Origin of the sequence: Citrobacter sp. Cm046, assembly GCF_030333065.1 — a bacterium.
Lineage (GTDB): Bacteria > Pseudomonadota > Gammaproteobacteria > Enterobacterales > Enterobacteriaceae > Citrobacter > Citrobacter murliniae.
The window spans coordinates 82,747-107,316 of the sequence record NZ_JAOWGP010000007.1; the positions used below are offsets into that span (position 1 = coordinate 82,747).

At 53.9% G+C, this 24,570-nt stretch carries 21 protein-coding genes; 10 read left to right on the forward strand and 11 right to left on the reverse strand.

Going from position 1 to position 24,570, the window contains the following annotated elements; translation table 11 throughout:
• The first annotated feature begins 62 nt into the window (after positions 1–62).
• Positions 63–473 carry a CidA/LrgA family protein gene (locus OGX98_RS00415; RefSeq protein WP_045438618.1) on the forward strand — a complete coding sequence of 137 codons (411 nt, stop codon included), beginning with the start codon at positions 63–65 and terminating at the stop codon, positions 471–473.
• Complete coding sequence (locus OGX98_RS00420; protein ID WP_286594684.1) at positions 466–1,155, forward strand: LrgB family protein; 690 nt, start codon at positions 466–468, stop codon at positions 1,153–1,155. The genes OGX98_RS00415 and OGX98_RS00420 overlap by 8 nt, the downstream gene beginning before the upstream one ends.
• 52 nt (positions 1,156–1,207) lie before the next feature.
• On the opposite strand, the gene actP is transcribed toward OGX98_RS00420, so the two are convergent.
• From actP to acs, 3 genes are all read right to left on the reverse strand, one after another.
• On the reverse strand, positions 1,208–2,857 hold the full coding sequence (gene actP, locus OGX98_RS00425) for a cation/acetate symporter ActP (RefSeq protein WP_045438625.1): 1,650 nt from the start codon (positions 2,855–2,857) through the stop codon (positions 1,208–1,210).
• Positions 2,854–3,168: a DUF485 domain-containing protein gene (locus OGX98_RS00430; RefSeq protein ID WP_045438627.1), complete on the reverse strand. Its 315-nt coding sequence runs from the start codon at positions 3,166–3,168 to the stop codon at positions 2,854–2,856. The genes actP and OGX98_RS00430 overlap by 4 nt, the downstream gene beginning before the upstream one ends.
• Positions 3,169–3,409: 241 nt before the next feature.
• Entirely contained in the window at positions 3,410–5,368 is a 1,959-nt protein-coding gene (gene acs / locus OGX98_RS00435; protein WP_200012913.1) for an acetate--CoA ligase, read from the reverse strand.
• Positions 5,369–5,801: 433 nt separating this feature from the next.
• Between acs and nrfA the strand changes: the two genes are divergently transcribed.
• From nrfA to gltP, 7 genes are all read left to right on the forward strand, one after another.
• Complete coding sequence (gene nrfA / locus OGX98_RS00440) at positions 5,802–7,238, forward strand: ammonia-forming nitrite reductase cytochrome c552 subunit (RefSeq protein ID WP_045438632.1); 1,437 nt, start codon at positions 5,802–5,804, stop codon at positions 7,236–7,238.
• 44 nt (positions 7,239–7,282) lie between these two features.
• On the forward strand, positions 7,283–7,849 hold the full coding sequence (nrfB, locus tag OGX98_RS00445) for a cytochrome c nitrite reductase pentaheme subunit (protein ID WP_045438645.1): 567 nt from the start codon (positions 7,283–7,285) through the stop codon (positions 7,847–7,849).
• Complete coding sequence (gene nrfC / locus OGX98_RS00450) at positions 7,846–8,517, forward strand: cytochrome c nitrite reductase Fe-S protein (protein WP_045438650.1); 672 nt, start codon at positions 7,846–7,848, stop codon at positions 8,515–8,517. Before nrfB ends, nrfC begins: the two co-directional genes overlap by 4 nt.
• A complete protein-coding gene (gene nrfD, locus OGX98_RS00455) occupies positions 8,514–9,470 on the forward strand; it encodes a cytochrome c nitrite reductase subunit NrfD (protein WP_045438653.1) in 957 nt (318 codons plus the stop codon). The genes nrfC and nrfD overlap by 4 nt, the downstream gene beginning before the upstream one ends.
• A gap of 13 nt (positions 9,471–9,483) precedes the next feature.
• The gene (gene nrfF, locus OGX98_RS00460) at positions 9,484–11,847 is read left to right on the forward strand and encodes a heme lyase NrfEFG subunit NrfF (RefSeq protein WP_200012948.1); all 2,364 of its coding nucleotides are present in this window, start codon (positions 9,484–9,486) and stop codon (positions 11,845–11,847) included.
• Between the two features lie 176 nt (positions 11,848–12,023).
• Entirely contained in the window at positions 12,024–12,575 is a 552-nt protein-coding gene (gene nrfG, locus OGX98_RS00465; protein WP_286594701.1) for a heme lyase NrfEFG subunit NrfG, read from the forward strand.
• Positions 12,576–12,918: 343 nt separating this feature from the next.
• Positions 12,919–14,229: a glutamate/aspartate:proton symporter GltP gene (gene gltP, locus OGX98_RS00470; protein ID WP_045438658.1), complete on the forward strand. Its 1,311-nt coding sequence runs from the start codon at positions 12,919–12,921 to the stop codon at positions 14,227–14,229.
• A 103-nt stretch (positions 14,230–14,332) separates the two neighbouring features.
• Here gltP and yjcO read toward each other — a convergent pair whose 3' ends face one another.
• Together yjcO and fdhF are read right to left on the reverse strand one after the other, a co-directional pair.
• Positions 14,333–15,016, reverse strand: a complete 684-nt coding sequence (gene yjcO / locus OGX98_RS00475; protein WP_048222406.1) for a Sel1 family TPR-like repeat protein YjcO — start codon at positions 15,014–15,016, stop codon at positions 14,333–14,335.
• Between the two features lie 91 nt (positions 15,017–15,107).
• Positions 15,108–17,255 carry a formate dehydrogenase subunit alpha gene (fdhF, locus tag OGX98_RS00480; protein ID WP_081918179.1) on the reverse strand — a complete coding sequence of 716 codons (2,148 nt, stop codon included), beginning with the start codon at positions 17,253–17,255 and terminating at the stop codon, positions 15,108–15,110.
• A gap of 288 nt (positions 17,256–17,543) precedes the next feature.
• On the opposite strand from fdhF, the gene OGX98_RS00485 reads away from it, so the two are divergent.
• Positions 17,544–18,275 carry a response regulator gene (locus OGX98_RS00485; protein ID WP_286594686.1) on the forward strand — a complete coding sequence of 244 codons (732 nt, stop codon included), beginning with the start codon at positions 17,544–17,546 and terminating at the stop codon, positions 18,273–18,275.
• A 52-nt stretch (positions 18,276–18,327) separates the two neighbouring features.
• Here OGX98_RS00485 and OGX98_RS00490 read toward each other — a convergent pair whose 3' ends face one another.
• The 6 genes from OGX98_RS00490 to OGX98_RS00515 all read right to left on the reverse strand — a co-directional run bounded on the left by OGX98_RS00490 (position 18,328) and on the right by OGX98_RS00515 (position 24,483).
• Positions 18,328–19,332 (reverse strand): carbohydrate kinase family protein, encoded by a 1,005-nt coding sequence (locus OGX98_RS00490; protein WP_136345598.1) that lies wholly within the window; start codon positions 19,330–19,332, stop codon positions 18,328–18,330.
• Positions 19,329–20,189, reverse strand: a complete 861-nt coding sequence (locus tag OGX98_RS00495) for a ketose 1,6-bisphosphate aldolase (RefSeq protein WP_286594687.1) — start codon at positions 20,187–20,189, stop codon at positions 19,329–19,331. Before OGX98_RS00495 ends, OGX98_RS00490 begins: the two co-directional genes overlap by 4 nt.
• A gap of 14 nt (positions 20,190–20,203) precedes the next feature.
• Positions 20,204–20,887 (reverse strand): D-lyxose/D-mannose isomerase, encoded by a 684-nt coding sequence (locus OGX98_RS00500; RefSeq protein ID WP_045438687.1) that lies wholly within the window; start codon positions 20,885–20,887, stop codon positions 20,204–20,206.
• A 69-nt stretch (positions 20,888–20,956) separates the two neighbouring features.
• Positions 20,957–21,898 (reverse strand): ABC transporter substrate-binding protein, encoded by a 942-nt coding sequence (locus OGX98_RS00505; protein ID WP_045438690.1) that lies wholly within the window; start codon positions 21,896–21,898, stop codon positions 20,957–20,959.
• Positions 21,899–21,971: 73 nt separating this feature from the next.
• The gene (locus OGX98_RS00510) at positions 21,972–22,967 is read right to left on the reverse strand and encodes an ABC transporter permease subunit (RefSeq protein ID WP_045438694.1); all 996 of its coding nucleotides are present in this window, start codon (positions 22,965–22,967) and stop codon (positions 21,972–21,974) included.
• A complete protein-coding gene (locus OGX98_RS00515) occupies positions 22,960–24,483 on the reverse strand; it encodes a sugar ABC transporter ATP-binding protein (RefSeq protein WP_048222394.1) in 1,524 nt (507 codons plus the stop codon). Before OGX98_RS00515 ends, OGX98_RS00510 begins: the two co-directional genes overlap by 8 nt.
• Between the last annotated feature and the right edge of the window lie 87 nt (positions 24,484–24,570).

A 24,570-nucleotide genomic window follows, 5' to 3' on the forward strand; every position in this document is an offset into this window, starting at 1 on the left:
ATTTCAGTCCTGGGGGGAGGCTCTCTATACTGGCGCTCTCTATTTTTTAAGGACATTCCCTCATGGCTGTGGCGATAAGCCGCGTGACGCCTGCCGTTATTCACCGACTCCAGATACCCGTTCAGGTACTGTTGTACGCAGGTTTATTTGTTTTTGCCCAATATCTTGTCTCCTGGCTACACCTGCCGCTTCCTGCCAATCTGGTAGGGATGATTTTGATGTTGGCGTTGATTGTCTGCCGGGTTATCCCACTTAACTGGATACGTGCAGGCGCCCGCTGGTTGCTGGCTGAAATGCTGCTGTTTTTTGTTCCGGCTGTTGTGGCTGTCGTGAACTATACGCAACTGTTGCTGGTCGATGGTTGGCGCATTTTTGCTGTTATTGCGATCAGTACGCTGATGGTACTTGGTGCAACCGCATGGGTAGTAGATAAAGTGTATCGCTATGAAATGAGCAGGTTAAACCGTGAGTAACTTCCAGTTAAGCGTGCTTTGCCTGGTGATAACGCTGGGTATCTATTTTGCCAACAAGCGTCTGTATCGCCGCTTTCGTAAATTACCGCTGATGCCGCTGGTTCTTACTCCGGCCCTGTTGGTACTGATGCTGGTTTTTGGCCACATTTCCTGGCAAAACTATATTGGTGAATCTCACTGGCTGCTGTGGCTGTTAGGCCCGGCGACCATCGCTTTTGCCGTTCCGGTTTACGATAATCTCGCGGTGATTAAGCGCCACTGGATGTCTCTGACAGCAGGTGTTATCACAGCAACGTTGGTGGCTGTGACCAGCTCCGTCTGGCTGGCACGTTTGTTCATGTTACCCGATGAGATCCAACGCAGTCTGGCAGTACGCTCTGTCACCACACCGTTTGCGTTGGCGGCGGCGGAGCCGTTAGGCGGTCAACCGGATCTGGTGGCGTTGTTCGTAGTGGTTACTGGCGTGTTCGGTATGGCGGTCGGCGATGTGCTGTTTCTGCGGCTCTCTATTCGCGAAGGTATGGCGAAAGGGGCGGGATTTGGTGCGGCGTCCCACGGTGCGGGTACGGCGCGCTCTTATGAACTTGGTCAGCAGGAGGGAGTTGTCGCCAGTCTGGTGATGATGCTCTCCGGTGTGGTGATGGTTCTGGTCGCACCGCTGGTGGCTACATTGATGTTTTGAGAGAAAATGAACTCCTCCGACCCGCAGGCCGGAGGAGGAGAGAGACTATTAGTTAGTGCGCGCGACCCTGCTCTACACCGTACCCGGTCTGGGAACGGATGAACTGAGCACGGAACTGCTCCCGCTCACGGTTACCTTCTGCTGAGTTATCCGTAGCGGAGAAGAACCAAATCCCGAGGAACGCAACGCTGATAGAGAACAGCGCCGGGTATTCATACGGGAAAATAGCTTTTTCGTGGCCGAGAATTTGCACCCAAATAGTCGGGCCAAGAATCATCAGCACTACTGCCGTCAACAGACCTAACCAGCCACCCAACATAGCGCCTCGCGTGGTCAGTTTTGACCAGTACATAGAAAGCAGAATGATTGGGAAGTTACAGCTGGCAGCGATAGCGAAGGCCAGACCCACCATGAAGGCGATGTTCTGATTTTCAAACAATACGCCGAGCACGATAGCGATCACGCCCAGTACCAGCACAGTAATTTTTGAAACACGCAGTTCGTCACGCTCGGTTGCGCCTTTGCGGAACACGTTAGCATACAGGTCGTGAGAAACTGCTGATGCGCCTGCCAGCGTCAGACCGGCAACCACCGCCAGAATGGTGGCAAATGCCACGGCTGAGATAAAGCCGAGGAACAGGTTGCCGCCTACCGCATTCGCCAGGTGCACCGCCGCCATGTTATTACCGCCAATCAGCGCGCCAGCCGCGTCTTTGTACACCGGATTAGCACCGACCAGCATGATGGCGCCAAAGCCGATGATAAAGGTCAGAATGTAGAAATAACCCATAAAACCGGTGGCATAGAACACGCTCTTACGCGCTTCGCGGGCATCGCTGACCGTGAAGAAGCGCATCAGAATATGTGGCAATCCTGCAGTACCGAACATTAACCCGAGTCCCAACGACAACGCGGAGATCGGATCTTTTACCAGCCCGCCAGGACTCATAATGGCCGACCCTTTCGGGTGTACCGCCATGGCTTCGGTGAACAGGTTGTTGAAGCTGAAGCCGACGTGTTTCATCACCATGAATGCCATAAAGCTGGCGCCGAACAACAGCAGTACGGCTTTGATGATTTGCACCCACGTAGTTGCCAGCATGCCGCCGAACAACACGTACATCATCATCAGTACGCCAACCAGCACCACGGCAATGTGATAGTTCAGACCGAACAGCAACTGGATAAGTTTACCGGCGCCTACCATCTGAGCAATCAGGTACAGCGCCACCACCACCAGTGAACCGCAGGCAGACAGAATACGAATTGGCCCTTGTTTCAGGCGATAAGAGGCGACGTCAGCAAAGGTGTAACGACCAAGGTTACGCAGACGTTCAGCAATCAGGAACAGAATGATTGGCCAGCCGACCAGGAAGCCCAGCGAGTAAATCAGACCGTCATAGCCAGAGGTAAAGACCAGCGCGGAAATCCCGAGAAACGAGGCCGCTGACATATAGTCGCCAGCAATTGCCAGCCCGTTCTGGAAGCCGGTGATATTGCCGCCAGCGGTGTAATAGTCGTTACGCGACCGTACGCGTTTAGAGGCCCAGTAGGTAATACCGAGCGTAAAGACGACGAAGATCAGGAACATAACAATCGCCTGCCAGTTGGTTGGCTGGCGTTGGACTGCACCGCTAATAGCATCCGCCGCATTTGCGGCGAAGGGCAGCGTGGCGGCAAGCGCCGTCAGGACTCTCTTCATGATGCTTTAACCTCGTGCAGAACCGCATTGTTAAGACGATCGAATTCACCGTTTGCCCGCCAGATATAGATCCCGGTCAGAATGAAGGAGATAAGGATCACGCCCACCCCAATCGGAATACCCCGGGTAACGCTGGTTCCCGCATGCAGCGGCGTTCCCAGCCAGCCAGGCGCAAAGGCAATCAGTAAAATAAAGCTGATATAAACCACCAGCATGATGATGGACAGAACAGCGGCAAACCGTTGCCTTTTTTCAACTAATTCCCTGAAACGCGCACTGTCTTCTATCCGCTGATAAATATTGTCATTCATCACAGAGCTCTCCAGAGGTCCCCCTGCGTCTTTCGCGTTACAGGCTTGTTGGCCGCACTCACCCACCCCAGTGACATAGTGAACTCTGTTCTTGGGGATGTGCTCGTTTGTCGCCTTCCTGTAACGCGAAATCCTTTGGGGGAGGTTTTTATATTTCCCTCCCGGTGAAGAGAGGGTAGGGTCAGATTTGTAGGCCGGATAAGACGTTTTGGCGTCGCCATCCGGCATTTTCAGGACTTTGTTAGGATGGCATCGCGATAGCCTGCTTCTCTTCGAGCAGTTTCTCTACCACGCCTGGATCGGCGAGGGTCGAGGTATCGCCCAGATTGCTGGTATCGCCCGCCGCAATTTTGCGCAGAATACGGCGCATGATTTTGCCGGAGCGGGTTTTCGGTAGTGAGTCAGTCCAGTGCAGCACATCTGGCGTTGCCAGCGGGCCAATTTCTTTACGCACCCAGTTGCGAACTTCAGCGTACAACTCAGGTGACGGCTCTTCGCCGTGGTTGAGTGTGACGTAAGCGTAGATCGCCTGGCCTTTGATGTTATGTGGAATACCGACTACCGCGGCTTCGGCGATTTTCGGATGCGACACCAGCGCCGACTCGATTTCCGCCGTACCCAGACGGTGACCGGAGACGTTCAGCACGTCATCAACGCGTCCGGTGATCCAGTAATACCCATCTTCGTCACGACGCGCTCCGTCGCCGCTGAAGTACATATTCTTGAAAGTAGAGAAGTAGGTCTGCTCGAAGCGCTCGTGATCGCCAAACAGGGTTCTCGCCTGACCCGGCCAGGAGTCGGTAATAACCAGATTGCCTTCGGTAGCGCCTTCCAGCGGATTACCCTCGTTATCAACGATGGCGGGTTGTACGCCAAAGAACGGGCGCGTCGCGGATCCGGCTTTCAGCTCGGTTGCACCCGGCAGTGGGGTGATCATGAAGCCACCGGTTTCGGTCTGCCACCAGGTATCGACGACCGGGCATTTTTCGTTACCAATCTTCTTCCAGTACCACTCCCACGCTTCCGGGTTGATAGGTTCGCCCACCGATCCCAGAATACGCAGCGATGAACGGTCAGTACCTTCAATCGCTTTATCACCTTCTGCCATCAGGGCGCGAATTGCGGTTGGTGCGGTATAGAGAATATTCACCTGGTGCTTGTCCACAACCTGCGACATACGCGCAGGCGTTGGCCAGTTGGGGACGCCTTCAAACATCAGTGTCGTTGCACCGCAGGCCAGCGGGCCGTACAGCAGATAGCTGTGTCCGGTAACCCAGCCCACATCAGCGGTACACCAGTAGATATCCCCCTGATGATAATCAAAGACATACTTAAAGGTCGTCGCCGCGTAAACCAGATAACCGCCAGTGGTGTGTAGCACGCCTTTCGGTTTACCGGTGGAGCCGGAGGTATACAGGATAAACAGCGGATCTTCCGCGTTCACTTCTGCCGGCTGATGCTCAGGACTCGCTTTTTCAATAAGATCGGACCACCACAGGTCACGACCTTCCTGCCAGTCTGTCTTCCCACCGGTACGTTTGAGGACCACTACATGTTCAACGGTTTTCACGTTCGGGTTTTTTAGCGCATCATCCACATTCTTTTTCAGTGGGATGCCGCGTCCGGCGCGCACACCTTCATCAGCGGTGATTACCAGGCGTGAATTTGAGTCAATGATACGTCCGGCAACGGCTTCCGGTGAGAAACCGCCGAAGATAACCGAATGCACAGCGCCAATGCGGGCGCAGGCCAGCATGGCAACCGCAGCTTCCGGAACCATTGGCATATAAATAGCCACGACGTCGCCTTTTTTAATCCCCAAATCCAGAAGGGTATTGGCAAAACGGCAGACATCGCGATGCAGTTCGCGATAAGTAATATGTTTGCTTTGGGTGGCATCATCGCCTTCCCAAATAATGGCGGTGCGATCGCCATTTTCCAGCAGATGACGGTCAAGGCAGTTCGCCGCCAGATTCAGCGTGCCGTCTTCGTACCATCTTATGGATACGTTGCCAGGTGCAAAAGAGGTGTTCTTAACCTTGCTGTACGGTTTGATCCAATCAAGAATTTTTCCCTGCTCGCCCCAAAATGTGTCGGGATCGGTAATGGACTGCTGGTATTTCGCTTCGTACTGCTCCGGGTTTATCAGGCAACGGTCCGCAATATTTGCGGGAATAGCGTGTTTGTGTATTTGGCTCATGGCTTTTGTTCTCCTTGTAGGATGTTAATAATATGTCGCACAAACGTTAAATGTAGGGGCTTTGGCGTTTTTGTTTAGTATTTGCGCGGCAGATCACGCAATAAAGGAATTGTGCAAATTAGCGGCAAACTGATTTTTGAAGGGAACTAGCAAAAATTGATTAAATCTCGTAATAACATGCAGTTATCAATAAATTGTTGAAAAGGTGATCCGTATCGAAAATAGACAAAAGAGTGAGGCTCGGAAGGGGGTGAATAACTCTAAAGTGGTATTTTACATACACTTACAATTGATTAAAAACAACATTTCTTGTGGGGTTTCTTGTTACAAATAGGGTGGAGCAATGTCATGACAGTATTCGTGTGGTTGCTGTTATGGAAAACAATAAAAGAACCGCCATTGAAAGTAATGGCGTCATCTGGATGAGACCCCTATGGCAAGGACAAAATCACGCGTACGCCGTTTCTTCAGCCTGATATTACCGTTTTTATTTATATCTGTTGTTAATGCTGAACAAACCCCTGTACCCGCAAAGACCGTCACCGTTGAAGCGAAGAATGAAACCTTCGCCCCTCAGCATCCCGATCAATATCTCTCCTGGAAAGCCACGTCGGAGCAGTCAGCTCGTGAAGATGCGCTGGCAGAAGATCCTCGACTGGTGATCCTGTGGGCGGGATATCCTTTCTCCCGCGATTACAACAAACCGCGTGGGCACGCGTACGCGGTTACCGATGTGCGTGAAACCTTACGTACCGGCGCGCCAAAAACGGCAGAAGATGGTCCGCTGCCGATGGCCTGCTGGAGCTGTAAAAGCCCGGATGTGGCACGTCTGATCCAGAAAGACGGGGAAGACGGTTACTTTCACGGCAAATGGGCGCGTGGCGGCCCTGAAATTGTTAACAACTTAGGCTGCGGCGATTGCCATAACACCGCATCGCCAGATTTCGCCAAAGGGAAGCCTGAATTGACGCTGTCTCGCCCTTACGCGGAACGCGCCATGGAAACGATTGGCAAACCGTTTGATAAAGCCGGTCGCTTTGACCAGCAGTCAATGGTTTGCGGTCAGTGCCACGTGGAGTACTACTTTGACGGTAAAAACAAAGCCGTTAAGTTCCCGTGGGATGAGGGCATGAAAGTTGAGAACATGGAGAAATACTACGACGCCATCGCGTTCTCCGACTGGACCAACTCTCTGTCTAAAACGCCAATGCTGAAAGCGCAGCACCCGGAATATGAAACCTGGAGCGTGGGCATTCATGGCAAGAACAATGTGACCTGTATTGACTGTCACATGCCGAAAGTACAGAACGCCGAAGGCAAGATCTATACCGACCATAAGATTGGTAACCCGTTCGATAACTTCCCTCAGACCTGCGCTAACTGCCACACCCAGGATAAAGCCTCACTGCAAAAAGTGGTTGCTGAGCGTAAACAAGCGATTCATGACCTGAAAATCAAAGTTGAGGATCAACTGGTTCATGCGCACTTTGAAGCAAAAGCTGCATGGGATGCGGGCGCGACGGAAGCTGAAATGAAGCCGATTCTGGAAGATATTCGCCATGCACAATGGCGCTGGGATCTGTCGATTGCTTCACACGGTATTCACATGCACGCGCCGGAAGAAGGTCTGCGTATGTTGGGTAGCGCGATGGATAAAGCCGCTGATGCACGCACCAAACTGGTACGTCTGCTGGCGACCAAAGGCATCACTCATGAAATCCCTCTGCCGGATATCTCCACCAAGGAGAAAGCCCAGCAGGCGATTGGTCTGAATATGCAGCAAATCAATGCTGAGAAGCAGGACTTCATCAAAACGGTGATTCCGCAATGGGAAGACCAGGCACGTAAAAACGGTCTGTTAAGCCAATAACCCCATTCCGCCTCGCAAGGGGCGGATAACTCAACGGAGTGAATATGAGCGTATTACGTTCGTTATTAACTGCTGGGGTGCTGGCGTCAGGCCTGTTCTGGAGCCTGTGCGGGATAACCGCCACGCCAACGCCACAGGAATCGGAGCAACGCTGGACGGTAACCCAACAGCGTAACCCGGATGCCGCCTGTCTGGATTGTCATAAGCCAGACACTGAAGGCATGCATGGTAAACATGCACAAGTCATCAACCCGAATAATAAACTGCCGGTTACCTGCACCAACTGTCACGGCCAGCCATCCCCGAATCACCGTGAAGGGGTGAAGGATGTGATGCGCTTTAATGAGCCGATGTACAACGTGGAGCAGCAGAACAGCGTCTGTATGTCCTGCCACCTACCTGAGCAGTTGCAAAAAGCGTTCTGGCCGCATGATGTCCACGTGACTAAAGTGGCCTGTGCCAGCTGTCACTCATTGCATCCGAAGCAAGACACGATGCAGACGCTAAGCGATAAAGGACGGATTAAGATTTGCGTCGATTGCCACAGCGATCAGCGTAACAATCCAAACTTTAACCCGGCGTCTATTCCCTTGCTTAAGGAGCATCCATGAGTTGCTCTCGTCGCCAGTTTATCACCGGCGTCAGCGCGCTGGTGGCTGTGAGCGGGACGGCGGGACGCGTTGTGGCGAAGACGTTGAATATCAACGGCGTCCGTTACGGCATGATACATGATGAGTCATTATGCATCGGCTGCACTGCCTGTATGGATGCCTGTCGGGAAGTCAACAACGTGCCAGAAGGCGTCTCGCGTCTGACGATTATTCGTAGTGAGCCGCTGGGGACGTTTCCCGATGTGAAGTACCGCTTCTTCCGTCACTCTTGCCAGCACTGCGATCATGCTCCCTGTGTTGACGTCTGCCCGACGGGGGCGTCGTATCGCGATGCCGCCACCGGGATTGTGGATGTAAACCCGGATCTTTGCGTCGGCTGCCAGTATTGCATTGCCGCTTGTCCTTACCGTGTGCGATTTATCCACCCGGTCAATAAGACGGCGGATAAATGCGATTTCTGTCGGAAAACCAACCTGAAAGCGGGCAAACAGCCTGCCTGCGTTGAGTCGTGTCCGACGAAGGCGTTGACGTTCGGTAATCTGGACGATCCCAACAGCGACATCTCTCGTTTGTTGCACCAGAAAAACACCTACCGTTACAAGTTGGCGCTGGGCACAAAACCGAAGGTCTACCGCGTTCCCTTTAAATATGGGGAGGTGAGCCAATGACACCCGCTTCTGCTTTTCATTTTGAATCACTGGTGTGGGATTGGCCCATTGCCATCTATCTGTTTCTGATTGGCATATCCGCTGGACTGGTGACGTTGTCGGTATTGCTGCGACGGCTGCACCCGGAAGCGGGCGGTGCCGACAGTACGCTGCTGCGCACCACGCTGGTACTCGGGCCGGGAGCGATTATTCTTGGTCTGTTGATTCTGGTATTCCACCTGACGCGACCGTGGACCTTCTGGAAACTGATGTTCCACTACAGCTTCACTTCGGTGATGTCGATGGGGGTCATGCTGTTTCAGTTGTACATGGTGGTGCTGGTGTTGTGGCTGGCAAAAATCTTCGAAAAAGATGTTATTGCCCTGCAACAGCGCTTCATCCCGCGTCTGAGTATCGTGCAGAAACTGCTGGCGCTGATAACGCCGTTCCATCGTCTGCTGGAAACAGTAATGCTGGTGCTGGCGGTACTGCTCGGGGCATATACCGGGTTCCTGCTGTCGGCGCTGAAATCCTATCCATTCCTGAATAACCCGATCCTGCCGGTCCTGTTCCTGTTCTCCGGGATCTCCTCCGGGGCGGCGGTTGCGTTAATTGCCATGGCATTACGCCATCGCAGCAACCCGCACAGTACTGAGGCGCACTTTGTTCACCGTATGGAAACCCCGGTTGTCTGGCTGGAGATCTTCCTGCTGGCAGCGTTCTTTGTGGGGCTGGCATTAGGCGATGACGGCAAAATGCGTGCACTGGCAGCAGCGCTGGGTGGTGGTTTCTGGACCTGGTGGTTCTGGCTTGGCGTTGCCGGGCTTGGGCTGATACTACCGATGCTGCTGAAACCCTGGGCTAATCGTAGCTCGACGTTTCACGGCGTTCTGGCGGTGTGCGGCGCCAGTCTGACAGGAGTGCTGTTACTGCGCTTTTTTATTCTGTACGCAGGCCAGCTTACAGTTGCATAAGGTAGGGTGATTTCTGGAAATATTCCTTCCTGAAGCCGGTTTTCTGGCACTGCTGTTAAGTCTCGGGGTCAACGTGTTGACCCCGCTTGCCGCGCTGGTGGGTGTTCGCCTGCGCTGGCAGGGCGTGATGCGTCTGGCAAGCGTTGGCGTATGGACGCAATTTACACTGCTGCTGCTGGCTTTTGCCATTCTGGCTTTCTGTTTTCTGACCAGCGATTTCTCCGTTGTTTACGTTGCCCAGCATAGTTACAGCCTGCTGCCGTGGGGGTTAAAACTTGCGGCGGTATGGGGCGGTCATGAAGGATCGCTCCTGTTGTGGGTACTGTTTCTTTCCGGCTGGAGTGCGCTGTTCGCCTGGCGCTATCGGCGGGAACCGGACACGCTGTTTCCGCTGACTCTCAGCGTTCTGTCAATCATGACAGCTCTGCTCCTGCTGTTTGTGGTGGTGTGGTCTGATCCGTTTGTGCGTATCTTCCCGCCAGCGATTGAAGGGCGCGACCTTAATCCGATGCTGCAACACCCTGGACTTATCTTCCACCCGCCGCTGCTCTATCTTGGCTACGGTGGCCTGATGGTGGCGGCTGGCGTAGCGCTGGCTTCGCTGCTACGCGGGAGCTTTAGCGCGGCGACCGCCTGGGTATGCTGGCGCTGGGCGCTGCCTGGCTGGTGCGCTCTGACGTTGGGTATCATCCTCGGTTCCTGGTGGGCGTATTGCGAGCTGGGTTGGGGCGGTTGGTGGTTCTGGGACCCGGTTGAAAACGCTTCTTTATTACCCTGGCTTTCTGCCAGCGCGTTGCTGCATAGCCTGTATGTCACTTGCCAGCGGGGAATCTTCCGCCACTGGTCGCTGCTGCTGGCGATTGTGACGCTGATATTATCGCTGCTGGGTACGCTGATTGTACGTTCCGGTATTTTGGTTTCTGTCCACGCCTTCGCGCTGGATAACGTCCGCGCCGCGCCGCTGTTCGCGCTGTTTACCGTGCTAAGCCTGGCATCACTTGGTCTGTATGCCTGGCGGGCGCGGGATGTCCACCAGGCTGCGCGTTTTGGCGGCTGGTCGCGCGAGATGTCGATTCTGGCGGCGTTGCTGCTCTTTTGCGCAGTGCTGCTAATCGTGCTGATCGGTACGCTCTATCCGATGATTTATGGCCTGTTTGGTTGGGGACGACTCTCCGTTGGCGCACCTTATTTTAATCGTGCCACGCTGCCGTTCGGCCTGCTCATGCTGGTGGTGCTTGGTCTGTCGGCGGGCGGGTTCTGGAAACGCTCCGCACGCATTTCCTTGCGCCGACGGGTCTGGCCATTTGCCATTGGTTTGTTGGTGGCTGCGCTGTGCTGGTCGCTGGGTACGCTGGACGCAATGGCTGGTGGGCTGGTCGCTGCGGTAATGGTGCGACTCTGGTTTCAGCCTCTGGAGGCACTACGCCGCCAGCTTCCGGCATTGCTGGCGCACACCGGTGTGCTGGTATTTGCTGCGGGGATCATCTTCTCCAGCGGCAGTCGGCACGAGATAAGCCTTAATTTAAGCCCCGGGGAACAGGTTGAACTGGCAGGTTATACGTTTCGTTTTGATCGCCTCGATCTTGCCGCACACGGGAACTACACCACCGAAAAAGCGCGAATCGTTATCTCAGAAGATGGGCAGCACATCGGCAGCGTTGTGCCAGAGCGACGTTTTTATGCGGCACGGCGTCAACAGATGATGGAGCCGGGTATTCGCTGGGATCTGCTTCATGACTGGTATGCGGTGATGGGCGAAAAAACCGGGGAAGAGAGATATGCGATGCGCTTTTACATTCAGACCGGCGTGCGTTGGGTATGGGGCGGCGGGTTGTTGATGGTACTCGGTGCGCTGCTCAGCGGATGGCGAGGGAGGAAGCGTCCTGGATTGTTGCCTGATGATGCTGCGCTTATCGCTCCTGTCTGTGATGAATCAGAAAAGCTGAATAAGGCTTCGACGCCATCATCCGGCAAAACGATGTTACTGCTGGCAGTGCTGATTTTTCTGCCCTTTAGCGGCCATGCTCAGATTGTGGATACCTGGCGCTTTGGAAACCCGCAACAGCAGGAAAAAGCGCTATTTATTGCCAGCCAACTACGCTGCCCCCAGTGCCAGAACCAAAACTTACTGGAATCCAATGCACCAGTGGCGGTCAGTATGCGTCATCAGGTTTACAGCATGGTGGAAGAGGGGAAAAGCGAGGAGGAAATCACCACCTGGATGACTGAGCGCTACGGCGATTTTGTGCGCTATAACCCCCCGTTGACTGGACAAACGCTGCTGCTGTGGGCATTGCCGTGCGTCCTGTTGTTGCTGGGAGGGATTATCCTGTGGCGGGTGAGGGTCAGCCAACGTAACCGCGGAGAACGTAAATGAGTCTGCATCAGGTCAGTGTAATATTACTGCGTCACAGCCAGCAGCAGGCTCAGCGGCTACTGGCACAACCCGAGGCGGAGCAGTTACAACAGGAGCTGAGCCATGATCTGGCAGAACCATCGCGGCTTGTTACCTCATCACGTCGGCTTCCGCTGAAGTGGCTGAGTGTCTCGGTCATGCTGGTGGCAGCAGCCTGCGTGGGGGCTTATTTTCTGATGCCAAAATGGCAGGCGATCCGCGTGGAACAGGCGCGTCTGGCGGACCCTTTACACGCCTTTTCTGCTGAAAATGTGCAGGAAAAACAGCTACTATCCCTGCAGGAGAAAATCCGCGCTAACCCGCAGGACAGCGCGCAGTGGGCGCTGCTTGGTGAGTATTATCTCTGGCAAAATGCGTATCATAATGCGCTGCTGGCCTATGAACAGGCGCTGCGTTTACGCGGCGAAAACGCTGAAATCTACTCGGCTCTGGCGACGGTGTTGTACTATCAGGCCGGGCAGCACATGACACCGAAAACCCGTGAAATGATAGCTAAAGCCCTGGCGCTGGACGCCAGTGAAGTCACCGCGTTGATGCTTCTGGCTTCCGATGCGTTTATGCAGGCTGATTACGATCAGGCTATTTCGCAGTGGCAAAAAGTACTGGATTTAAACTCACCAAGGGTGAATCGTGTGCAGTTGATTGACTCTATCAATATGGCGAAGTTGTTGCAGAATCGGCAGAAATAAAATTGTTTTTTTGTGATTTGCATCGTTTTTGCTGTTTAAAAAACAGGCGAACGAACAAATGAGCAAAAAAAACTCACGCCATGACTTCTTCATTTTTGAACATATTAAAATTCTTTTATAACAAAAAGTTATTCATCGTTATCCCGATAAAATTGCATTTTTATGCATAAATTCAGCTGAAGGCTCTGTTCCTGGAGGGTTGCGCGAGATAGCACGCAAATGATAATGATAATAAGCGTTAAAAAACTCCATAAACGAACGCAACACAATTCATACCCTTTCAGTATGTACTATTACCACACACTGCATGTGGAATAGCGCTCCACCGAGGAAGTCCGTTGTTATGAAAAATTTGAAAGTCAGCCTGGCCTGGCAGATTTTGATCGCCATGGTGCTGGGCATTTTGCTAGGGAGTTACCTGCATTACCATAGTGACAGCCGAGAATGGCTGGTGTTAAACCTGCTGTCCCCGGCAGGCGATATCTTTATCCACCTGATCAAAATGATCGTAGTTCCGATTGTTATCTCAACGCTGATTGTAGGTATCGCCGGGGTCGGTGATGCAAAACAACTGGGTCGTATTGGCGCAAAAACCATTATCTATTTCGAAGTGATCACCACCGTTGCGATCATCCTCGGTATCACGCTGGCGAACGTATTCCAGCCCGGTACCGGCGTTGATATGTCGCAACTGGCGACCGTGGATATTTCGAAATATCAAAGCACAACCGCAGAAGTGCAGAGCCACGCGCATGGCCTGATGGGCACTATTTTGTCACTGGTGCCGACCAACATTGTTGCATCAATGGCAAAAGGCGAAATGCTGCCGATTATCTTCTTCTCGGTGCTGTTTGGCTTAGGATTGTCTTCTCTGCCAGCAACCCACCGCGAACCGCTGGTTACCGTGTTTCGCTCCATCTCTGAAACCATGTTTAAAGTGACGCACATGGTGATGCGTTATGCGCCGGTCGGTGTTTTTGCGTTGATTGCCGTTACCGTTGCAAACTTCGGTTTTGCATCCCTGTGGCCGCTGGCGAAGCTGGTACTGCTGGTGCATTTCGCCATCCTGTTCTTCGCGTTGGTCGTACTGGGTATCGTGGCACGCGTGTGTGGGCTGAGCATCTGGATCCTGATTCGTATTCTGAAAGACGAGTTGATTCTGGCCTATTCCACCGCCAGTTCCGAGAGCGTGCTGCCGCGTATTATTGAGAAGATGGAAGCCTATGGCGCTCCGGCGTCGATCACCAGCTTCGTGGTACCGACCGGTTATTCATTCAACCTTGATGGTTCGACGCTGTACCAGAGTATCGCCGCTATCTTTATCGCTCAGTTGTACGGTATTGATCTGTCATTGTGGCAGGAAATCGTGCTGGTGCTGACGTTGATGGTGACGTCGAAAGGGATCGCAGGCGTGCCGGGCGTATCTTTTGTCGTGCTGCTGGCTACGCTTGGCAGCGTGGGGATTCCACTTGAAGGCCTGGCGTTCATTGCCGGTGTCGACCGTATCCTTGATATGGCGCGTACCGCACTGAACGTGGTGGGTAACGCGCTGGCAGTACTGGTTATTGCGAAATGGGAACACAAATTTGACCGCAAAAAAGCGCTGGCCTATGAGCGTGAGGTGCTGGGGAAATTTGAGAAGACCGCCTTGTAGGGCCGGATAAGGCAACGCCGCCATCCGGCAACCTGCTCTGGGTTGCCTGATGGCGCTACGCTTATCAGGCCTACAACGACTACGTTCATCCGGCAACTCAAAACTAGCCGTTCGTTAACTTATCAAACTCCTCGCAGCCGGTATCAAATCCTTCCGTACAGCTCAGATTCAGCCAGTGCAGAGCCTTCTGTTTATTCTTCTCGATAAAGCCCTGCTCGCCGTTTAAGAACATCATCCCCGCCCAGTACTCGGAATAACCGGTACGCGAAATGGCAGAACTGCGTTTGAAATACCATGTCGCTTTCTCATCATCTGCGGGTATGCCCACACCGTTGGCATAAATCAGCCCTAGCAGCATTTGTGCATCAACAGCTGAATCGCTTTCCAGATTCTCGGATGCATTTTGTAGCAACGTAATGGCTTTGGGATAATCTGGTCGCCCCGCCTGAGTGTTCACCAGAATCCGCGCCAGCGTGATTTCCCCGGCCTTACTGCCAGCCTGAGTGGCTTTTTCGGCCAGCGTTTTGGCTTCCGGGTAATCCAGACTGACCGGATTGGTTATCTTAATTTGCGCCAGTAAGGCCCAGGCATCTGCATCACCGTTGTCGGCGGCTTTTTGCGCCCAGTATTCGGCTTTGCTCAAATCGCCGGAACTAAACCAGGTATCAGCGAGGAAGTATTGCGCACGTCGGTCTCCGGATTCGGCAGCCTGCAGAAACTGGCTACCAGGCTCTTCGGCATGGACAAAGCATGTGATTAACACCATTAAGGCGAAAAGTCGTTTCATCTTATTTTTAGATTTAGTGTAGGGAATGAACAGTATAGAGAGATTATTTGCATAAAAAAACGGCCTCCGAATGGAGGCCGTAGAGACAAGCTTAACCCATTGCGCTTTCGCGCAGGCTGGCTTTCAGCTTGGTGTACTCATCAATAACGTATTGTTCGGCAGCACGCTGATCGGCAATGCGTTCAACGTTGACGGCACAGTACTTATACTCCGGCGTTTTGGTAATCGGGCTTAAGTTCTCGGTTACCAGTTCATTACATGCCCCAATCCACCACTGGTAGGTCATGTAAATCGCACCTTTGTTCGGACGGTCACTCACTGCCGCGCGGGTGATAACTCTACCCTTGCGAGAGTTAACCCACACCAGATCTTCATCCTGAATACCCAGACGTTCAGCGTCGGCGGTGTTGATCTGGGCATAGCCCGGCTCATCCGCCAGTGCAGCCAGCGCTGCACAGTTGCCGGTCATGGAGCGGCAAGAGTAGTGGCCAACTTCACGCACCGTAGACAGTACCATTGGGTACTCTTCGGTGAGTTTATCGATTGGCGCTACCCAGTCGCAGGTGAAGAACTGCGCCAGGCCGTTCGGGGTGTCGAACTTCTCTTTGAAGAGGTAAGACGTACCCTGGTCGGCATCTGAGGTGTCGCGACACGGCCACTGGATATAACCCAGCTCGCCCATTTTCTCGTAAGTGGCACCGTAGAAATCAGGGCACAGATGACGCAACTCATCCCAGATTTCCTGGGTGTTGTTGTAGTGCATCGGATAGCCCATACGGGTAGCGATTTCACTGATAATCTGCCAGTCCGTTTTCAGGTCCCACTTCGGCTCAACGGCTTTAAAGAAGCGCTGGAAGCCACGGTCAGCTGCGGAGAAAACGCCTTCATGCTCACCCCATGACGTAGACGGTAAAATAACGTCTGCGGCAGCGGCTGTTTTGGTCATGAAGATATCCTGCACAATGACCAGTTCCAGATCCTCAAAGCCTTTGCGCACCGCGGAGAGTTCAGCATCGGTCTGTAATGGATCTTCACCCATAATGTACGCTGCGCGAACTTCGCCATGTGCCGCACGGTGCGGCAGTTCGCTGATGCGATAGCCGGTATGTGCAGGCAGGCTTTCAACGCCCCAGGCTTTGGCGAATTTCTCGCGGTTAGCCGGATCTTTCACATACTGATAGCCCGGATAGGTATCCGGAAGTGCACCCATGTCGCACGCGCCCTGAACGTTGTTCTGGCCACGGACCGGGTTAACACCCACGCTTGGCTTACCGAGGTTACCGGTCAGCATGGCGAGGCTGGTCAGTGAACGCACGGTTTCCACACCCTGATAGAACTGGGTAACACCCATGCCCCAGAGGATGGCCGCGCTTTTTGCCGATGCGTACATACGCGCAGCTTGACGAATTTCCTGAGCGCTAACGCCAGTAATATCTTCGACGGACTCCGGCGTGTAGCCTTCGACAATCTTGCTGTACTCTTCGAAGCCTTCCGTACGCGAGGCCACGAACGCCTGGTCATACAGTTTTTCTTCGATAATGACATGTCCCATGGCGTTGAGCAGCGCGATATTCGAGCCGTTTTTCAACGCGATGTGCATGTCGGCAATGCGCGCAGTTTCAATTTTGCGCGGATCGCAGACGATAATTTTCGCCCCGTTACGTTTAGCGTTAATCACGTGATTCGCCACGATAGGGTGGGAATCCGCCGGGTTGTACCCGAAGATGAACACTAAATCTGTGTTATCAATTTCATTGATAGCATTACTCATTGCGCCGTTACCGACCGATTGGTGCAGACCTGCAACCGAAGGGCCGTGTCAGACGCGAGCGCAGCAGTCAACGTTATTGGTACCAATAACGGCGCGCGCGAATTTTTGCATTACATAGTTGGTTTCGTTACCTGTGCCGCGAGATGAACCGGTCGTCTGAATGGCGTCCGGGCCATACTTCGCTTTGATGGCGCTCAGGCGATCGGCGACGTAATTAAGCGCTTCATCCCAGGATACAGATTCCAGCTTGCCGCCACGCTGGCGACGGATCATTGGGGTTTTCAGACGAGGGGTCAGGATCTGGGTATCGTTAATAAAATCCCAGCCATAGTAGCCCTTCAGACACAGGGTACCCTGGTTGGTTTTCCCCTGCGCCGCCTCAGCCCGGACGATTTTGCCGTTATCGACCACCAGGTTGATTTTGCAACCTGATGCGCAATATGGGCAAACCGTGACGACTTTTTTCATCGGTCTCGCTCCAGTTAATCAAATCGCGCATACGCGCTTGTCGCTTTAGTTATGCATCTTTTATGCCATGTTTTTATTAGGGGCATTTACTGATATTACGGGTGAATTTTGAACAAAACCCTGACGAAAAACAGGCTGTCGTCATATTTGACGTGACGAATTCCAAATGTGTGACGGCCTGGCAGTGTGACCAAGGTTATGTTTCCCGCACGTCCTTGTGCCTTATCGCTGTCACTCTGTGCAGAATCATTCACACTCATTTGAGTTGGCATAAAATGGGGAAGAATAATGAAGCCAGCCATACTGGTTGTGGATGATGACGTGGCGATCTGCGCATTGTTACAGGATGTGCTGAGTGAGCATGTCTTTGCTGTGACGGCCTGTCATACCGGGCAGGAGGCGTTGCGCTGTATTGATACCCAGCCGGATATTGCTCTGGTATTGCTGGATATGATGCTGCCCGATACCAACGGGTTGATGGTGCTGCAACAGGTGCAAAAGATGAGGTCAGGGTTGCCGGTCGTGATGTTGACCGGGCTGGGCAGTGAGTCGGATGTGGTTGTGGGACTGGAAATGGGCGCTGATGACTACATTGGCAAGCCGTTCAACGCCCGCGTGCTGGTGGCGCGGGTGAAGGCGGTGCTCAGGCGTGTCGGAGTGCTCAGTGCAGAAAGCACTGGCCCGCAAACGACGGGGCTCTCCTTTAATGGCTGGCATCTTGATACCGCAGGCTGCCAGTTGCATAACCCCCAACAGTTGAAAGTGGATCTGACGCAAGGCGAGTACAGTCTGCTACTGGCGCTGGCGCAAAACGCCCGTCGGGTACTGAGCCGTGAACAGTTACTGGAGCTAACGCGTAGCGACAACGTCGAAGTCTTTGACCGTACGATCGATGTATTAATTATGCGTTTGCGGCGAAAAATAGAGAACAATCCGCATCAGCCGACGTTGATCAAAACTCTGCGCGGCCTGGGTTATGTGTTCGCCGCTGACGTGCAGCATCACGATAAAGCAGCGTAATTTTATCACCCAGGCCTACACGTTTCCCGTAGGCCTGATAAGCGTCGCGCCATCAGGCGTCAGCCATTCCGGCTTTTAACTCTTCCAGCGTTTTTGCACCGTCAATCGCGTTGGCGCACAGCAAGCTTGCCCGTGCGCAGGCGTGCGCCAGTCTGACGCTATCCGTCAGCGACCAGCGTTCGTGGCAGCCGTACAGAAAACCCGCGCAAAACGCATCCCCCGCGCCGACGCTGCCCACGATCTCCTCCTGTGCCAGATACTGTGACGGTATCCAGACGCCATCCTGATCCGGCGTTTCTCCCCAGGCGCCTTCCGGGCAGTGGATCACCACTCGCTGGCGCACGCCTGCGTCCAGGAGTTCACGCGCGGCGCTGGCGATATGGGGGATATGTAACTCACCGTTGGGCTGGCGGATCTCCAGACCGCTGAATTCTCCGGCCTCCAGCTCGTTGATGACCAGATAATCCAGATGACGCAGCGCGGGCATTACCAGTGGTTGATAGCGTGGATCACCCTTGCGAGACACCAGATCCAGCGATGTTTCAAATCCATTCTCACGCATTTGTGCCAACAATCGTGCGCTGCGCGTGCCGAACTCTTCGTCTGGCATGTCCAGACTGTCGAGCAGCAGCAGATAACCCAGATGGAAAATTTTCATCGACGTATCAAGTGCGCCAAATGCGGGCAAATCCAGTAGCCTGTTCGCGCCGGGAGAGTGGAAAAAAGTACGCTGGCCGCCTGGGTCGGTCATCACCTGAGACATCGAGGTAGGGGCTGAGGTGGTGCGCTGTACGTGCTGGCGATTAACGTGATACTGCTCGAGCATCGCCATGATGTAGTCCCCGTCGCTGTCCTGGCCGATCAATCCCACCGCCTGCAGCGGCAAACCCGTGTGCATTTTCGCCAGCGTGAGCAGCACGTTTAACGGCGCACCGCCCGTTGCGCGTTCGCTACGGGTTATTTCAGCCAGCCAGCCGCGCTCCGGCCATTGCACGATCTGATGTACATGATCGACCAGCATGTTGCCCGCGGCGATAATGCCCCGGCGTTCCATCAGACCTGCCCCGCGCTGCCAAAGATGCGCATCTGTTCGGAAACGGTATCGGTGATGGCCTCTTCAATACCTAATAACAGCTCGGCAAATTCATCGTACAGCGGCTGACGATTGGCCATGCGCGACTCTACTGCAGCCAGTGCCGCCTGTGACATGCCGGTATAAAAGTTGATTTTATGAATCCCCAGTTCGATCGCGCGGCGGAAGTCATCATCACTGATGCCTGAACCCCCATGCAGTACCAACGGGATCGCTGCCTGCTGGCGAATGGCGTCCAGACGCGGGAAGTCGAGTTTTGGCTCGCCTTTGTACTTGCCGTGCGCATTGCCAATAGCAACTGCCAGCGCGTCAATACCGGTTCTGTCGACGAAATCGCGTGACAGCATGGGATCGGTAAATAATGATTCGTCGGCATGACCGTACAGCGCACCGCCTTCATCACCGCCCACCGCACCCAGTTCCGCTTCCACCGAAACGCCGACGGCGTGACACATCTTCACCACTTCGCGGGTCTGACGGATGTTTTCTTCGTAATCCAGCGTTGAACCATCGAACATTACTGAACTGAATCCTAATCGCAGTGCCCGGACGACTGACTCAAAGTGCAGACCGTGGTCAAGGTTAAGCACCACAGGGATATCATGCCGTGCGGCTTCAAATTTCACCGCTTCGACCAGCGAATCCAGCGAGACATATTTAAAGTGGACTTCGGCAATGTTGATAATAAACGGTGAACGTTCCTGTTTGGCTGCGGCAAACAGCGCGCGCAGAAAGTGTGAATCGAGGACGTTAAAAGCCCCTAAGGCATAGCGGTGCTCGCGAGCATGGGCGAGGCCATCGGCAAGAGAAATCAACGGCATAATACGCTCCTTGGTTAACGGAACAGGCGATACTCGTTACACAGCACCAACTGCGCCGGTTCATCTTCTTCAATGTCGTTATAACGGGCGATCGGCAGCAGAAAGTGATTGTCATGGTCGTCGTCATTAACAGAAGACACTTCGCCAACCAGTACGTCGCCGAAACCTTCCTCAGCCCAAAAGCTGTGATACAGACCGGGTGTCAGGCAGATGCTTTCCCCTGGAGTCAGGCGTAACTGGCTGCCAGCGGAGTGGATTTGCCGACAACCGTCAATGACCACGCTGACGTTGCTCGCTTCTGTTTGCTCGCGAATATCGGCGTTCCACAGTTCAACAATCAAATTGCCGCCGCCGCGATTGATAATGTCTTCGCGCTTGCGCCAGTGAAAGTGCATTGGGGTGACCTGTGCATCACGGACATGCATGATTTTTTCGGCGTAGCATTTCTCATAAGGCATGCCTTTCGGCGAGCCATTACGTAGGGTGAACAGCGTTAATCCCAGTGCGGCGAAGTTGTTGCCACCGAATGCAGTGACATCCCAGCCGAGTTTGAGGTCAAAGACTTCGCTCCATGCGGAGGCATCGAGTTTGCGCCATTGGGTTGGCGGAAAGCTGGCAAAAGGCGGGAGATGCACATCGTGCAGGGAAAAAAACTGGCGTGTGTGGCCGAGAATTTCGTTTATTGCGGAGCGTTTCATGGGCAGCATTCTCCTTATAACGCCGGACAGGGCATTGATGCCGCTATCCGGCAGTGTCGTGGTGGGGGGTTATTTCACCGTCCAACCCTTATAGCTACCGACGTTGTTTTTATCGATCATCGTCACCGGGATCAGCACAGGCTCTTTCGGCGCGGGTTTCCCCTGTAATATGTCATAGCCGATTTCTACCGCCTTGGCAGCCATCACTTGCGGATCTTGTGCCGGGGTCGCCACAAACAGTGAATTCTCACGCTTCAGTGCTTCTTCTCCGTCCGGAGATCCGTCAACACCAACAATAAAGAATTCACTGCGTTGCGCCTGTTTTGCTGCCAGATCGGCGCCGATCGCCGTGGGATCGTTAATCGCGAATACGCCGTCGATCTTCGGATTGGCCGCCAGCAATGCAGTCATGATCTCCAGTCCACCTTCACGGCTGCCTTTGGCGTTCTGGTTATGTGAAAGCACCTTGATGTCCGGGTGGCGTTTGAATTCGGTCTGGCAGCCTTCCACGCGGTTCTGTACCGCGGAAACCGGAGGCCCGTTGATGATCACGACGTTGCCTTTGCCTTTCAGGCGATCGGTGATGTACTTACAGGCCATTTCACCTGCCTGGGTGTTATCGGAGGTGATGGTCGCATCTGCACCTTCAGCCGCCACGTCAACAGCGACCACGACGATCCCCGCATCTTTTGCCCGCTTGACCGCCGGTCCGATGCCTTTGGAATCGGCAGCGTTAAGAATAATCATGTCAACTTTGGCGGCAATAAAGTTGTCGATCTGAGACACCTGCTGCCCCAGATCGTAGCCGCTGGAAACCAGCGTTACTTTGACACCATCACCCGCCAGTTTGCGCGCTTCCAGCTCCGCACCTTTGGTTATCTGTACGAAGAACGGGTTGGCAAGATCGCCCACCGTTACGCCGATTGATTTCAGTTCTTTTGCCTGCACATAAGGCGTAGCAGCAAGCAGTGCGCCAGCACAGAGCGCAGTCACTAATGGCTTCAAACGCATACTCGTTTCCTCACGTAGGGTATTGTTGTTATAAGCCGGATAAGGCAATTGCGCCGCCATCCGGCAAGTTGGCTTATGCACTTTGATGGTGTCGGGTACGGTATTTGTCGATTAGCACCGCTATGATGATCACCGCCCCTTTGATCACCAGTTGCCAGAAATAGGAAACGCCCATCAGCGTCATTCCGTTATTGAGCGTCGCGATAATAAGCGCCCCAACCAGCGTGCCGGTGATGGTGCCAATTCCGCCGACAAAACTGGTGCCGCCGAGGATCACCGCCGCGATGGCGTCCAGCTCATAGCCCATGCCTAAGTTGCCGTTGGCGCTGTACAGTCGTGAGGCGCTCATCACCCCGCCAAGACCCGAAAGCAGACCGCTCATGCCGTAGACGAACAGCAGCACCAGCCACACTTTGATGCCGGTTAACCGTGCCGCCTGCATGTTGCCGCCGACTGCGTAGATATGAACGCCCAGTGTGGTGCGGCGCAGAATAAACCAACACACGACAATCACCGCCAGGGCAATGACCACCAGCCACGGAATCGGCCCGAGATAGTTGTTGCCGATCCACTCAAAGCTAATGTTGGAGTTAATTACTGTCGTCCCGTCTGCCAGCAGATAGGCCGCACCGCGTAGTGCCGTGTAGGTCCCAAGCGTAACGATAAACGGTGGCAATCCGGCAAAGGCGACCAGCGCGCCGTTAAACAACCCCAGAACCAGACCGAGCATCAGCGCAGCCGGAATCGACAGCATGGACAGTTCAGGAATAAGAGAAACGACCATCGCCGCGACTGCGGTAGTACCAAGAATGGAGCCCACGGAGAGATCGATCCCGCCGGTCAGAATGATGAAGGTCATTCCGGCAGCCAGTACGATGTTAATCGATGCCTGACGGGTAATATTGAGCAGGTTGCTCTCAGTAAAAAAGTTTGGGGCGATAAAACCAAATACCGCCACAATCAGGATCAAAATGGGTAAAATGCCGACCGTTTGCATCAGATCGCTCATCAGCATTTTTTTTGCGGAGGCCGATTTTGCCACCTGCTGGGGAGTGGTTGGATTAGTCATGGTGCACCGCCTGATGATGGGAGTCGTTCACGCCGGTCGCCAGCGTCATAATGTTTTCCTGAGTAATGCTTTGTCCGTTCAGCTCTCCGGCAATACTGCCTTCGCGCATCACATACACCCGATCGCTCATGCCGACGACTTCCGGCAGTTCGCTGGAGATCATCAGGATCGCCACGCCTTTGCGCGCCATATCGTTCATGATCCGGTAGATCTCGCTTTTTGCTCCGACGTCCACACCACGGGTCGGTTCATCAAGGATCAAAATGCGTGGGCCAATCGCTACCCAGCGTGAGATCAGTAATTTTTGCTGGTTACCGCCAGACAGACCGCCTGCGCGAACCTGAGCATGTGGGACGCGGATATTGAGCAACTGGATGGCGTCATCAGAAATGGTCTGTGCCTTTTTGCGGTTGAGCATGCCCCAGTTTGCATCACGTTCCAGGGTTGCCATGGTGATGTTCTCTGCCGCCGCCAGCTCTAAAAACAGCCCCTGTTCTTTGCGATTTTCAGTAAGAAAACCGATACCGTGGTCAATGGCTTCGCGCGGGGAGTGGATCACCACCGGCTCACCGTCCACTTCAATCATGCCGCTGATCGCTTTACGTACGCCAAATATGAGTTGCGCCAGTTCGGAACGCCCGGCTCCGACCAGCCCAGCCAGGCCAACGATCTCCCCGGAACGTACCAGTAAACTGCATGGCTGGACTTTGTTGCCATCAGTCAGGTGATGGACATTCAGACGCGCTTTGCCTAATGGGATATCGCGTTCTTTGTTGAACAGATCGCTTAAAGGGCGGCCCACCATCATACGTACCAGTTCGGAGGCGTTGAGCTTGTCGCGGGTCAGACTGCCGACGTACTGCCCGTCGCGTAATACGCTGACGCGATCCGACAGTTCGTAGACTTCTGCCATACGGTGGCTGATGTAGATAATCGCCATGCCTTCATCACGCAGACGCATGATCAGCTCAAACAGGCGGTGGGTTTCACGGGAGGAGAGTGCGGCGGTGGGTTCATCCATTACCAGGATGCGGCTGTTACGGTGCAGAGCGCGGGCGATTTCCACCTGCTGCTGTTCGGCGATAGTGAGCGTCATCACGCGATCGCTGGCCTTAAACTGCGCGCCAAGCCGGTCGATGACCTTTTGCGCCTGCATCACCATCTCTTTACGCTGGACCAGGCCACCACGCGACAGCTCGCTGCCGAGGAAGATATTTTCCGCTACTGTAAGATTCGGTGCGAGCTGCATCTCCTGATAAATCAACGTAATGCCTGCACTAAGCGCATCCTTTGGCCCACGAATATGAAAAGGCTGACCGTCAATCAGGATCTCACCACTGGTGGCGGTATAGGCGCCAGCAAGGATCTTCATCAGGGTGCTTTTTCCCGCGCCGTTTTCGCCCATCAGCGCGTGGATCTCACCGGGCCAGACCGTCAAATCGACCCCTTTCAGCGCATAAAATTTGCCAAATGCTTTGGCAATATTGCGCATTTCCAGAACCGGTGTCTTGCTCATAACGGATCTCCTGCGGGGTGGCCGATATCAGCAGTCCATCACAGGAATGTAAATGCAAAATGTCAGAAGCCGTTCATATTTGTCATA